The organism is Culturomica sp., assembly GCF_003524185.1.
GTDB classification, from domain to species: Bacteria; Bacteroidota; Bacteroidia; order Bacteroidales; family Marinifilaceae; genus Culturomica; species Culturomica massiliensis.
On sequence record NZ_DOED01000008.1, the window covers coordinates 227,311 to 240,823 of the forward strand.

The 13,513-nt window shown below is 40.4% G+C and carries 12 protein-coding genes, 1 tRNA gene and 1 pseudogene; 9 read left to right on the forward strand and 5 right to left on the reverse strand.

The annotated features are described in order from the left end of the window. Positions 1–42 precede the first annotated feature (42 nt). Positions 43–1,365 carry an ATP-binding protein gene (locus tag DD657_RS03845; protein ID WP_118773127.1) on the forward strand — a complete coding sequence of 441 codons (1,323 nt, stop codon included), beginning with the start codon at positions 43–45 and terminating at the stop codon, positions 1,363–1,365. 252 nt (positions 1,366–1,617) lie between these two features. Here the strand turns inward: DD657_RS03845 and DD657_RS03850 are convergent. From DD657_RS03850 to DD657_RS03865, 4 genes and pseudogenes are all read right to left on the reverse strand, one after another. Then, positions 1,618–1,690, reverse strand: a tRNA-Phe gene (locus DD657_RS03850). A 55-nt stretch (positions 1,691–1,745) separates the two neighbouring features. Then, positions 1,746–2,897 carry a lipoprotein N-acyltransferase Lnb domain-containing protein gene (locus tag DD657_RS03855; RefSeq protein WP_287048549.1) on the reverse strand — a complete coding sequence of 384 codons (1,152 nt, stop codon included), beginning with the start codon at positions 2,895–2,897 and terminating at the stop codon, positions 1,746–1,748. Next, on the reverse strand, positions 2,897–3,661 hold the full coding sequence (gene truA, locus DD657_RS03860; protein WP_021988779.1) for a tRNA pseudouridine(38-40) synthase TruA: 765 nt from the start codon (positions 3,659–3,661) through the stop codon (positions 2,897–2,899). The genes DD657_RS03855 and truA overlap by 1 nt, the downstream gene beginning before the upstream one ends. 124 nt (positions 3,662–3,785) lie before the next feature. Next, positions 3,786–4,100, reverse strand: a pseudogene (locus DD657_RS03865) (acyltransferase family protein); the annotation flags it as partial. 352 nt (positions 4,101–4,452) lie between these two features. Here DD657_RS03865 and DD657_RS03870 point away from each other — a divergent pair. The 7 genes from DD657_RS03870 (at position 4,453) to DD657_RS03900 (ending at position 11,058) form a co-directional block, all read left to right on the forward strand. Beyond that, positions 4,453–5,124 carry a YggS family pyridoxal phosphate-dependent enzyme gene (locus DD657_RS03870; RefSeq protein WP_287048592.1) on the forward strand — a complete coding sequence of 224 codons (672 nt, stop codon included), beginning with the start codon at positions 4,453–4,455 and terminating at the stop codon, positions 5,122–5,124. 32 nt (positions 5,125–5,156) lie between these two features. Further along, positions 5,157–6,134 (forward strand): dihydroorotate dehydrogenase-like protein, encoded by a 978-nt coding sequence (locus DD657_RS03875; RefSeq protein ID WP_021988776.1) that lies wholly within the window; start codon positions 5,157–5,159, stop codon positions 6,132–6,134. A 41-nt stretch (positions 6,135–6,175) separates the two neighbouring features. Further along, on the forward strand, positions 6,176–7,363 hold the full coding sequence (locus DD657_RS03880) for a transglutaminase-like domain-containing protein (protein ID WP_068689529.1): 1,188 nt from the start codon (positions 6,176–6,178) through the stop codon (positions 7,361–7,363). A gap of 45 nt (positions 7,364–7,408) precedes the next feature. Next, on the forward strand, positions 7,409–8,269 hold the full coding sequence (locus DD657_RS03885) for a bile acid:sodium symporter family protein (protein ID WP_353745282.1): 861 nt from the start codon (positions 7,409–7,411) through the stop codon (positions 8,267–8,269). A 315-nt stretch (positions 8,270–8,584) separates the two neighbouring features. Beyond that, positions 8,585–8,869 (forward strand): hypothetical protein, encoded by a 285-nt coding sequence (locus DD657_RS03890; RefSeq protein WP_287048553.1) that lies wholly within the window; start codon positions 8,585–8,587, stop codon positions 8,867–8,869. A 96-nt stretch (positions 8,870–8,965) separates the two neighbouring features. Then, positions 8,966–9,769, forward strand: a complete 804-nt coding sequence (locus DD657_RS03895) for a DNA alkylation repair protein (RefSeq protein WP_287048555.1) — start codon at positions 8,966–8,968, stop codon at positions 9,767–9,769. 110 nt (positions 9,770–9,879) lie between these two features. After that, on the forward strand, positions 9,880–11,058 hold the full coding sequence (locus DD657_RS03900) for a DUF418 domain-containing protein (protein ID WP_287048594.1): 1,179 nt from the start codon (positions 9,880–9,882) through the stop codon (positions 11,056–11,058). A gap of 86 nt (positions 11,059–11,144) precedes the next feature. On the opposite strand, the gene DD657_RS03905 is transcribed toward DD657_RS03900, so the two are convergent. Continuing rightward, the gene (locus DD657_RS03905; RefSeq protein WP_287048595.1) at positions 11,145–12,239 is read right to left on the reverse strand and encodes an MFS transporter; all 1,095 of its coding nucleotides are present in this window, start codon (positions 12,237–12,239) and stop codon (positions 11,145–11,147) included. Between the two features lie 323 nt (positions 12,240–12,562). On the opposite strand from DD657_RS03905, the gene DD657_RS03910 reads away from it, so the two are divergent. Then, positions 12,563–13,471, forward strand: a complete 909-nt coding sequence (locus tag DD657_RS03910) for a bifunctional enoyl-CoA hydratase/phosphate acetyltransferase (protein ID WP_021988769.1) — start codon at positions 12,563–12,565, stop codon at positions 13,469–13,471. The last annotated feature ends 42 nt before the right edge of the window (positions 13,472–13,513 follow it).

The window sequence follows — 13,513 nt, forward strand, 5'->3', positions numbered from 1 at the left end:
GTAACTGCCGTAACTGTTACGGGCGTAACTAAAATGAAGAGCATGAATTTTTATAACAGAACAAGTGAATTAGCAGAGTTGAAACGGATACAAAACTTATCGTTCAGCGACCACTCCCGCCTAACTGTAGTAACAGGAAGAAGAAGGATTGGCAAAACAAGCCTTATTATGAAGTCGGTTGAGGATTTGTCGACAGTATATTTGTTTGTTGGTCGTAAAAATGAAGCAACGCTCTGTTCTGAATTTATTCCGATCATCAGTCAATCGCTTGATACGTTTGTTCCCGCAGAAATACGCACCTTCCGGTCATTGTTCCAATATCTAATGGAGTTGGCTTCGCAAAAATCGTTCAATCTCGTTATTGACGAATTTCAGGAGTTCTACAATATCAATGAATCGGTGTATAGCGATATGCAGAATATATGGGATACCTATCGGAAGAAATCCAAAATGAATCTGATTGTATCTGGCTCTATTTATTCGTTGATGCAGAAAATATTCCAAAACAATAAAGAGCCTCTATTTGGCAGAGCAGACAATATCATAAAACTATCAGCTTTTGATTTAACCACGTTAAAAGAAATTATGCGTGATTACAATCCCAATTACACCAATGATGACTTACTTGCTCTCTATACTTTTACAGGTGGAGTTCCTAAGTATGTTGAATTGTTCTGTGATAACATCACACTGAACATAGAGGATATGATTTCATTTATGGTACGGGAAAACTCTCCCTTTACCGATGAAGGAAAGAATCTATTAATTGAAGAGTTCGGCAAAAACTATGCAACCTATTTTTCTATCTTAAGTGCTATTTCGGGTGGAATCAATACACAACCCGAAATAGAAGCAGCATTAGGAGATAAAAGTATAGGCGGCCAAATTAAACGGCTGATTGAGGATTACAACATTATAGTCCGTCAACGTCCTATATTGGCTAAAGAAGGAAGCCAAGCTGTCCGATATGAAATACAGGATAATTTTATCCGTTTTTGGTTTAACTACTTTGACCGCCACCGTTCATTGATAGAGATAAAGAACTTTGTTGGTTTACAGGCTATCATCAAATCTGACTACCCAACCTATTCCGGTATCATGTTGGAAAGATACTTCAAACAGCAACTTGCCGAAAGTTTCCAATACCGAGCCATTGGCTCATGGTGGGAGCCTAAAGGCAATCAGAATGAAATTGATATTGTTGCTCTGAAATTGGAGAAAAACCAAGCAGTAGCAGTAGAGGTAAAGCGACAAAAGAAGAATTTCAAGCCTGAATTATTGGCAGCAAAGACAGAACATCTCAAAAACAAACTGCTACCCAAGTATCAGGTTGAGATGCTTTGCTTGTCATTGGAGGAAATGTAAAATTTTATTTGTAAAAAAACAATTTATGATATTCACCTATTTATAACAATTTAGATATGGCAAAAGTAACAGAAACAAGATTAACTCTTGCTGTAGCACTTGGGGACGGGGGTAAAGTGCTATTAAGTGATCATAAAACACTCATTTACTGAATGTAATCTTTATCATGTTAGATTGTAAATTTAAAAACTTCCATCTCTGATCTACAATCGTCAATAAAAAAGAGAATCACGAAAGTGACTCTCTTTTCTGTGGTACCACCTGGAATCGAACCAGGGACACAAGGATTTTCAGTCCTTTGCTCTACCGACTGAGCTATGGCACCTTTGTTTTTTTGTGTTTGCAAATATAGAGGTTTCTGCTGAATCTGCCAAATGGTTTTAAGGTTTTCTTTGTTTGAGACGGGTGCAGATATAGATAAGCAACAGCAGCAGAGGTAAGGATGCCATAGGGACGGCAGGGGTTAAAAAGAACCACAGCGGGATACCGATAAGCAGGACGATACCGTAGATGGTCAGATAGAGTTGGAGTAAATAAGACCGTTTTTTCCGGAAGAGGAAAAAGGCTGCTGGCAGATTTAACGGATTGGCCCAAATTAGGTTAAAGTTGGGGGCTGTAATGGGGTGTTCGGTGAAATAGCCCAGAAATATCAATAAGCAGCCTATCAGTCCGGAAGCGATAAAGAGCAAAAAAGCTGTTGTATGAAGTAATTTTCCGGAAGGGAAGCGGATTAATCCGATAATTAACAGAACGGTTCCCAGGGTAAAGATAAAAAACGGGGTGGTGTACCAAGGGGAGTATACGGTTGATTCAGTTGCCTGGTATAAGATAATTTGTTTTTCTGCCAGCATTTTATTTCCATAAGTAGCAGTTTCCAGGCCTTGCATCAGGTAGTCGGGCAGGAACATATATTGGTAAGGAGTAGCTTCCCGGGAACCGGATTGGGCCAATATGGTGTGAATACCCCATTTTACCCAGGGCATGCGATAGAGGTATTCGTCCAACAGATTCCAAAAGCTTTTGTGCATATCCGGCAGATGCCATTCGATGGGTTGCAATATGCTTTTGGCAACGATATCCCTTACCCGGGTGGAACAATTATCGAAAAGAAAATTGTACAGGTAGGTCCGGTTGGCCGGTTGATGGTTTTCTACAAGCAGATCGAATAACCGTTGCCGTTGTAAAGAGTCGAGATTCAGGGTTTGTGACCATACACTCCGATTATCGGAAATATACGAATTTATAAAACTTTTATACGAAGTCACCGCCAATTGATACGGGAGTAGGCCCTGTGCGTATTTTATGTAAAAATTATCTGTCTGAAAGTCAAAGGTGCCGTAGTTGAATACGATATCCATGTCTTTTGCCGGATCGCATACCCGTATGGCTGTATGTCCGAATAAGGAATATAATTCGGCGCCGGGCGAGCAGGTCAGGATGCTGATCTTTGTTTGTGAAGACAAATGGAGTGCTTCGGCTTTTATTCCGCTAACAACCAGAATTAAGAGGAAAAGGTTTCGTATGGTTTTCATCAGCTTTTGTTTTTTAGGTCTCGGATGTTTTCCGGGTATTCGATATTATAAAGGAAAAGGGCATTTCCCGGTACGGAAGTTCCTGCATTACACCGGTTTTTCGATTCGATGATTTGCCTTAGTTCCGTTGTATTCATTTTTCCTTGTCCTATTTCGAGCAGGGTACCGACGACAGCACGTACCATATTGCGTAAAAAGCGATTGGCTTTGATGGTAAAAACCAGTTGTTTTCCCGTGTCTTCCCAATAGGCCTCGTATAGGATACAGTCGTTGGTTTTGACGTCGGTGTGCAGTTTAGAGAAACTGGTAAAGTCGGTATATTCAAATAATATCCGGCAAGCTTCATTCATTTTACCGATGTCGGGTAGTGGGTATACTTTCCAGGCATAATCGCAGGTAAACGGATCTTTTTGTTTATCGATGTAATATTTATAGGTTCGGGAAAGAGCTGAAAAACGGGCATGCATACCGGACTCTACGATATATATATCATAGATCGCGATGGCTTTTCCCGTGATCCGGTTTAATTTATAAACGATTTGCTCCAATCCGGTCAATGGATCTGCGGTGTCGAAGTGGGCGACATAGAATGAAGCATGTACGCCTGTGTCTGTACGGCCTGCACCGACGACATTGATATCTTCCCGCAACAGTATACTTAATGCCCGATTCAGTTCTTCCTGGACAGTCGGGGTTCCCGGTTGGATTTGCCAACCGTGGTAATTGCTGCCGTTGTATGCGAGTTCGATAAAGTATCTGGGCATAGTATATCGGTAATTAGGAAGGTTATTGTTTTACGGTTTTGGTCAAAAAACGTTTTTGCAGCCATTGCCGGACGGGGTTGTCATATAGTTTCAGACAAGCATAGGCCAGAATTGCTTTGCTACCGAAAAAATAGAACACGGTTCCGATAAACATTCCCATAATAACCATCGGATGTAACCGGATGAGGCGACGTTTGAAAAAATTTCCTAAAGTCATTTTATGCCAACGATCGTCATATGCATAGCCAATAACAAAACCGGAGAGAACGAAAAAGGAATCGACAGCCAGATAACCGTGATTGATAAGTCGTTCGGCCGGTCTGCTGGCGTGAGCTTCAAAAAAGTGGAACAATACGACCAATAATGCGGCTACACCCCGTAATCCGTCAAGTATTTCATAGTAAGGTTTTGAAGTCAGATAGGAAATCGGGGCATTCATAAACAATGTTTTGATTTACGATGCAAAGTTAAAATTCTTTTGTTATTAAATAGTAAAAAGGACGGCAGGCTATTCTGATTTTGAGTTTTATATTCTGGATTTTAAAGACGGATTAGGGATCAAAGTTATTTAAAAATTAAAATTTTTAATTTCAGATAAAGAAGAGGTATGATAACTTATGAGCTGGGGTCCATTAATCTGTATTATAAGATAGAGGGTTCTTGTTGCCGGCGGAGCCAGAAAAACCCGGGTCAAATATTGGGGCTTGTTAAAAAGATTCCTAATTTTGTAAAAGCTATTTTTTAGAGCCGGAAAATGTTTTTGGAATAAACGATACTTATTGTTTGGGATGATGGATATACAAAACAGTATAAAAGAAATATTATCGGAGTTACCTGCCGGTGTAAAGTTGGTTGCGGTTTCGAAAACCAAGCCGGTGGAGGATATTCGTCAAGCTTATGAGGTGGGCCAACGGGTCTTTGGTGAAAACCGGCCTCAGGAAATGGCCGTTAAATCTCGTGAACTTCCTCAGGATATCGAATGGCACATGATCGGGCAGTTGCAGGAAAAGAATGTAAAATATATTGCTCCTTTTGTTCGGTTGATTCATTCGGTGGATAGTTTGAAATTGTTACAGAAGATCGACCGGGAAGCGGAAAAGAATGGTAGGATAATCGATTGTCTGTTGGAATTTCACATTGCAGAGGAAATGACGAAGTCCGGTTTATCGTTTGAGGAAGCCCGGCACATTTTGGGTAGTGAAGAGTATGCCGTATTGAATCATGTCCGGATTGTCGGTGTTATGGGGATTGCTACTTATACGGACAACCGGGAGCAAATAAGGGCAGAGTTTCACCATCTTAAACAAATATTTGAAAAATTGGAAATACTGTTTTTTACCGATAAATCGTATTTTAAAGAAATATCGATGGGAATGTCCGAAGATTATAACATAGCTGTTGAAGAAGGGGCTACTATGGTTAGAATCGGGAGTTCGATATTCGGCAGTCGTATTTATAAGTGAAATAAAATACAGAATAATATAAAAATAGAAATATGGCAAATTTAAAAGTGAATTTCGTCGGATTGGAATTGAAGAGTCCGATCATTGCAGGAAGTTGCGGATTGACTTCCGATATTGTAAAGTTACAGGAAATGGAACGGTGCGGAGTCGGTGCGGTGGTATTGAAATCGGTGTTTGAAGAACAGATTATGCAGGAAGCCAGCCAGTCTATCAGTGATGCCGGTTATCCGGAAGAGGAAGATTATGTCCGGAACTATGTGCGGGCACATACCCTGAATCAATATATCGGTTTAATCAAAGCTGCCAAAAGTACATTGAAAATTCCGGTTATTGCGAGTATCAATTGTGTGAGGGACGGTGAATGGGTGGATTTTGCCTGTCAGCTTGAGAATGCCGGGGCAGATGCCATCGAACTGAATGCTTTTATTTTACCTTTGGATGAGTTTGCTGAGAGTACAGATGTTGAGAATATGTATTTCAATATAGTTAAGCATGTCAAATCACAGATAAAGATACCGGTGATTATGAAATTGAGTCATTATTTCACTAATCTGCCGGCTTTTATCAGTAAATTAAAAGCATACGGAGCTGATGCTGTGACTCTTTTCAACCGTTTTTACGAACCGGACATTAATATAGAAAATGAGACAGTCGGGGCGGCTTCTGTATTCAGTATGCCGACGGATTTGCGTACAACTTTGCGCTGGACGGGAATATTGGCAGGAAAAGATCCGTTGTTGCAGATTTCAGCTTCAACGGGGGTCCACAGCGGAGAAGCGGTTGTTAAATTATTATTGGCCGGAGCGACGACGGTACAGGTGTGTTCCGAAATGTATGAGAGCGGTATTTCTTCATTGGCTGTGATGAATCGTTTTTTATCTTCCTGGATGGTCGATAAGTCTTATCAAACCATTGAAGATTTCCGTCGGAAGTTGTCATATGCAGAAGTAGACAATGCTTCCCGTTACGAAAGGGCGCAGTTTATGAAATATTTCAGTAGCCGGGAATAGTTTTGTAGGAAAAGGAATAATTGGCCTAATTTTAGAAGATTATGAAGTATTGGATGTTATTATGGGTAGTGTGCATTTTCGGATGTTCCGGAAACAGATATCCGGATATACCTCAAGAGTATCATAAATTGTTGGATAAGGCATTTGCCCGGGCAGGGGAAAATGTCATAGAACTCAATAAAGCCATAGACTCTTGCGATGTCCGCTATAAAGAAGGTATGGCATTTCTGATTGCTTATATGCCCGAGCAGGATTTAAAGACGTTGAAGGCTGGTTTTTTGCTGAATAATGTTGATTATGCCTACATGGTCAAAGAGCAGTTTCCCTGGACCAGGACTTTACCCGACAGCATCTTTTTCAATGAAGTTCTGCCGTATGCCTGTCTGAATGAAACGCGGGATGAATGGCGGGCTGATTTTTACGGTCGTTTTTTACAATATGTAGCTTCCTGTGAAACGATAGAGGAAGCCATCGATTCGGTGAATCGTAATATCCGGGATGAGTTGAAAGTGGATTATAATACGAAACGGGAAAAACCGGACCAAAGTCCTTATGAGTCGATGCGGCAGGGCATGGCTTCCTGCAGTGGTTTGTCGATATTGCTGGTCGATGCTTTCCGGTCGGTAGGTATTCCGGCCCGTGTTGCCGGCACACCTAATTGGCATGACAACCGGGGCAATCACAATTGGTGTGAGGTATGGATAAACGGACAATGGTATTTTACAGAGTATTACCCGAATGCCTTGAATAAAGCCTGGTTTTTCGCCGATGCCGGCAAGGCTGATAAAGCGGATCCGCAACATGCCATATATGCTTCTTCTTATAAGCCTGCTGATACTTATTTTCCTTTGGTGTGGGATGAGAGCATCCGTTATGTAAATGCGGAAAATGTGACAGACCGTTATGTAAATCTGTATAAGGAATACCTGACTTCTGTAAAAGGGGACGGTAATCATATCCCTTTAAAGTTGATGATGTTCAAAACAGCGCAGTGTACGGAAAATTCGGATGACAGGGTGGCTGCCAATGTCGATGTATTTTGCGGTAAGGAGCAGGTAGGAGGAGGCCGGACTTCCGGCCCGGAACAGGATATGAATGATGTATTGGAGTTTTTACTGGAAAAGAATAAAACGTATACCTTTAAGTATACGACGACTATGGGCAAGGACAGTGTTGTGGACGTAAAGGTGGGCGAATATCCGGTAGAAGTAAGATTATATATGGAATAATTCGGTGTGATACAAACATTAAAAAACTGGATGCTTCCGATAGCTATGCTAACGGGAGCATTATTTCATTCTTATATCGGGCTTTTGTCATTTATGACTCCGACTTTGATTTTTTGTATGCTTTTTCTGACATTTTGTAAGATTTCGCCGAAGCATATGAGATTCACACGCCTTCACATCTGGTTGTTGCTGATACAACTATGTGGAAGTTTGCTGATATATGGAGCAATATTCCCTTTTAATCAGGAGATTGCGCAAGGCATACTGATATGTATTTTAGCTCCTACAGCTACCGCTGCTGCCGTTATTACCGGTATGTTGGGAGGAAGTGTTGCTTTTCTGGCCGGTTTTGTCTTTTTGAGTAATGTCGCGGTAGCTTTGGCAGCTCCTGTCATTTTTTCATTTTTGGGGACGAACAGTACGTTGCCTTTCTGGGAGTCTTTCGGATATATCGGACGGCAGGTTGTTCCTTTATTGATTTTTCCGTTGTTCGGCGCCTGGTTGGTGCAATATTTGTTACCCCGTTTTCACAGGTGGCTGTTGTCGGTACAGATATTGGCTTTTTATATGTGGTCGTTGGCATTGACGATTGTAACCGGCCGTACCGTAACCTTTTTGCTGGAGCAACCCGATCCTCATTATGCCAACGAAGTTTTGCTGGCATTGTTGGCATTGGGCGTTTGTATTTGCCAGTTTTGGCTGGGACGCCGGATGGGTAAAAAGTACGGTAATACGATTGCAGGCGGTCAGGGATTGGGACAGAAAAATACCATTCTGGCGATTTGGATGTCACAGATTTATCTTTGTCCGACAGCAGCCGTCGGACCTGCTGCCTATGTGTTGTGGCAAAATATAATTAATAGTTGGCAATTGTGGAAAAAGAGAAAGAGTGAGATAAAACAATAAGTATAAAATTTTGATATATAGTGTTTTGTATTTATTTGCTTCGATTTCAGTTAGTTCTCCTATTTTTTTATTTAGTTAAAAAATACATTTGTTCTGCTACTATTTTGTTATTTGTATTCGTTGGAATAATAAAATAAATGGTTATAACTTGTATCGGTAATTTTCTTTTTTGGCAGGCTTGCAATAATTCAAAATTAAGTCTTTTCGGCATTCAGATTAATTTCCTACATTTATAGCCACGTGAAAAATGATGTATGTGAATAACGAACGAAAGAGATTCGGAAAGATACATGTAAATATGTTAAAATTATAATGATGAAAACACTTGGGAAGGCTATTTTTTATCTGTTGAACTTTGCTTTGTATCATGTTCTGATGTGGTGGGTGGTCAATAAAATGTGTGCTGGACTGATAGCTGCCGGTGTTGAATATTGGATACTTTTTGCTGTGCTCATTTTTTTAGGCGTAAGTACTTTCAGCTATTTGCTGGCACATTATTTTTGGGATAATTGCTATTGGGGAATGTTCTTTAAAAATATAGGTATGTTTCTTTTGGCTTTATTTGTCACTTATTTAAGAATGGTTTGTTATGATCTGTAATTATCAGGATGATTCTTTATTTGTATAAGGAAAAGGAGCGGAATATCGTTTATACGGAATTATAAAAGTGAATTATAGATATAAAACATTTAATAAATGATTGAAATTAAAAGAAAAGGATCAAGATCAATCAAAGAGATACCTGCAACTATTTTGGAACAACTGAACCGTGGTGAAATAGAATCTGCTAATCTGGTGGAGTTTTTGGGTGTTGATCGGAAAATTTTGCTTGAAAACTTATTAACGCAATGCGGTAGAAAAAAATACCTGGAACCGATTTTGACACGACTGGACAAGCTGGAAAAACGAACTCCCAAGACGGTTTATGAAACAATTGCAATGGGGATTTATGAACAGATAAGGGCTCATCATGACAGTGATCTTTTATTTACTATTTCAAGACACCGCTCAGATATCGTCAGATGTTGGGCAACTTACATTATAGGAAAAAATACAGAATTGAGTGTACAGCAAATGCTTCAGGCAATAAGGCCATTTGCTGCCGACAGACATTTTAATGTCAGGGAATATGCTTGGGTTGACGTGAGAAAAACAATCGTACAAAATTTGCCGGAAAGTATTGCAATATTATCGGTATGGGCAACAGACGGTGATGAAAATATAAGGCGGTTTGCAAGCGAAGTAACCAGACCGCGGGGGGTGTGGTGCGAACATATTGAAATCCTGAAACAAAATCCGGAATTGGGATTGCCTATATTGGAACCATTGAAATCCGATACATCCAGATATGTTCAGAATAGTGTCGGAAATTGGTTGAATGACGCAAGCAAGACACGACCTGAATTTGTCAGAGAACTTTGTAAACATTGGGAGAAAGAAAGTGACACAAAAGAAACACAATATATCATTAAAAGAGCTTTAAGAACGATTGTCAAATAGTTTTCAAGGAAAAGATACTTATGGAGCAAAAATATGTCGTATCGGAAAAATGGGAAAAAAGTAATCCTGATCCGATAATACTGCAAAAGGAGGATATTGTTCGGATAGAGATGGAACAATCTGTAAAGAAAACAACCCGTATTGAAGTTGTGGATGCTTTGCGGGGATTTGCTGTAATGGCTATTATTTTAGTGCATAACCTGGAACATTTTATTTTTCCCGTTTATCCGACTGCTGTGCCCGCCTGGTTGAGCGTTTTGGATCAAGGTGTCTTTCATATCATATTTTCTTTATTTGCCGGTAAGGCTTATGCTATTTTTGCATTATTATTCGGATTTACATTTTATATCCAATGCGATAATCAAAGGAAAAGAGGGAAAGATTTCGGATATCGTTTTTTATGGAGATTGGTATTATTGGTGGGATTCGCCACATTGAATGCAGCTTTCTTTCCAGCGGGCGACGTATTGCTGCTGTTTGCTGTTGTCGGAATCGTATTGTTTCTGACTCGCAATTGGAGTGATAAGGCTGTATTGATTACTGCGGTAATTTTTTTGTTACAGCCTGTTGAATGGTATCATTATGTAGCCGGCCTTATCAATCCGGATTATAAGATGCCTGATCTGGGCGTAGGAGCGATGTATGGAGAAGTTGCAGAATATACTAAATCCGGAAATTTTTGTAAATTTATTTGGGGTAATATTACGTTAGGGCAAAAAGCCAGTTTGTTATGGGCTGTAGGAGCGGGGCGTATTTTGCAGACTGCCGGACTGTTTTTGCTGGGTTTCTACATCGGCAGGAAACAACTTTTTATAAACGGTGAAAAAAATATCCGTTTTTGGATAAAAGTGCTTATCATCGGTGCCGTTTTTTTCGCACCGTTATACCAGTTGAAAGAAGTGGTTATGGAAAATAACACATCGATACAGCAAACCGTTGGAACGGCATTCGATATGTGGCAGAAGTTGGCATTTACCTTTGTGTTGATCGCCTCTTTTGTGTTGCTTTATCAGAATGAAAAATTTCGTAAAACCGTTTCGGGTTTGTGTTTTTATGGTAAAATGAGTCTTACCAATTACATTACACAATCCTTGTTGGGAGCCTTTGTTTATTTTCCTTTCGGACTTTATCTTGCCCCTTATTGCGGATATACTTTCAGTTTATTTATCGGTCTTATTTTGTTTGTTTTACAGGTACAATTTTGCAAATGGTGGTTGAACAGGCATAAACAAGGGTCGTTGGAAGCTATCTGGCATAAATGGACATGGCTGTATTCAAGAAGTAAATAAGAAATCCGGAGTGACTGTATGTGGAAAATACTCCTCGTCGTGCTAGTTAGCCGCAAATTGGAGTAACGGTTGTTTGTTTAATCCTTTTAATACTTTTTCCATTGTAAAAGTAAAAATACCAGTCCCGGAATAAAGATAATCAGTGCTGTCACTTGTAATGCCGCGGAGAGGGAATAGGCATCGCTGAGCCATCCGATAAAAGGGGCCATTGCAGCAAACAATAAGCGAATGATGAAATTACGAATGGAAAGTACCGTCGCCCGCATTTCAGAGAAAGTCTGCTTGTTGATATAGCCTTTCAGGATGGGAGTGGCAAAGCCTCTGACGATGTAGAAGAGAAAAAGCAGGAACAGACCGAAATAACTGATATTATAAGCTACCAGGAGGTAACCGCCGGAGATGAATATCAAAATCAACAGATAGGTCCGGTTCTCTCCCAATAATCGGTTTAGTTTATCGGAATATAAAGCAGCTATTCCTACTGTCATGTTCAAGACGGTCCATATAATACCGTATAGTGTGGTCGGTGTATCGATGGCCATCAGTATCGGTTGAACGAACCAGGCCATTGTCAGGGTTGCGGCACCGATGATTCCGGAGAACATGATATCGTAACACAGGTTTTTATTGGTGATCAGGGAATAACGGATAATGTGTAAAATATTGGCAACCGGATTGGTTACTTTGACCCGGGTGGAATAATCTTTTAACATCAGGGCTGCTGGTATTCCGATAAAAGCAATAAGTGTCTGGCAATAGAAAGGGAGACGGAGAGAATAAGCTGCCAGAAAGCCACTGACCAAACCCGCACCGGCTTCTGAAAAATTCCCGATCATAGTAACTTTTCCTTCGTATTTGAGGTATTCGTCTTCCCGCCGATTGCCGAGCATGGTGTCGTACAGCAGGGCCGAATCAGCCCCTGAAACCATGCTTTGTCCCGTTCCTAACAGCACTTCAGCTAAAAAGAAAGCTCCTAAGGTGTAGGAAAAAGAATAACAAAGAAAGCCCCCGAAAGTTAACGTACAACCTAAAATCAAAGTATTCCGGCGTCCCCAGGCATCGGCCAGGTAACCGGCCGGAATTTCGAAAGCGACGACTGCAATGGAATACACGCTCTTCAAAAGAAATATATCTTTTAGATTCAGGCCGTTTTCTTCGTAAAAAAGTACGATGACGGGCATGACCAAGGTAAACCATTTGGAAACCTTTATCAGATATAAGGCGATCAGATTTCTTTTGAGAGACACAGATAGCAGTATTTTTGATTCTGTCGGACAAAGGTAGAATTTAATTGTAAATTTTAGATTTTAAATTCTCAATTAAATCCTTTTGAGAATAAGAATACTGCTTATAAGACAAGCCCGGTAATGGGAGAGACCGGTATCGTTGTTTTGGCTTTTGTGAAAAAATGCACAAAAGAGAATAAAATGTGCAAGATTCTTTTGGTTTTAAATAAATTCATATATTTTTGTTACACATTATAACTAATATACAGCTAAAAACTATGAAAATCGAAAAAATCAGTGATATTTATGAATCACTAAAACAGAATGCCAATAAAAAACGTCTGGTGGTGTCTTATGCTAATGACAGTCATTCGATCGAGGCTGCTTATAAGGCTGTAAAGATGGGATTGATAGAAGCGATATTGATCGGGGATGAGAAAGAAGTCAGGAATGTATGTGCGGAATTGGGTTATGATGCGGGGTGCTTTAAAATGATACATGAGCCCAACGATATAAAAGCTGCTCAAAAAGCGGTAGAATTGGTTCGGGAGGGACAAGCCGATGTGATTATGAAAGGCTTGGTCAGTACGGACAAATATATGCGTGCTATATTGAATAAGGAAAAAGGTTTGGTAGATCCGAATACGATATTGTCTCATGTGACGGTGATGGAATGTCCGGGGTATCATAAATTATTGGTGATAAGTGATGTCGCTGTTATTCCGGCGCCTGATCTGAATCAAAAGATTGCGATGATCAAATATGTGACCCTGACTGCTAAAGCGTTGGGGATAGAGTGTCCGAAAGTTGCTTTGGTGACTCCGACAGAGCAGGTATTGCCCAAGGTGCAGTCAACGGTGGATGCTGCAATCTTATCCAAAATGGCGGAGCGGGGACAAATTTGTTCTTCTGTGATCGTGGACGGTCCGATGGCTCTGGATGTTGCCATTGACCGGGAAGCGGCGCAGATCAAGAAAGTACATTCATTAGTTGCCGGAGATGCGGATTGTTTGGTATTCCCGAATCTGGAAGCCGGAAATGTATTTTATAAGACCAATACCAAAATCTGTAAGTCCAATCAGGGGGCTATTTTGGTCGGAGCCAAAGTACCGAGTGTATTGTCTTCCAGGGGAGATAGCGTGGAAACCAAATTAAATTCCATTGCTTTGGCGGCTTTGTTGGCGTAAAATCGTTCAGAATAATACAAAAATAGAAGAGGGAGCGATCAA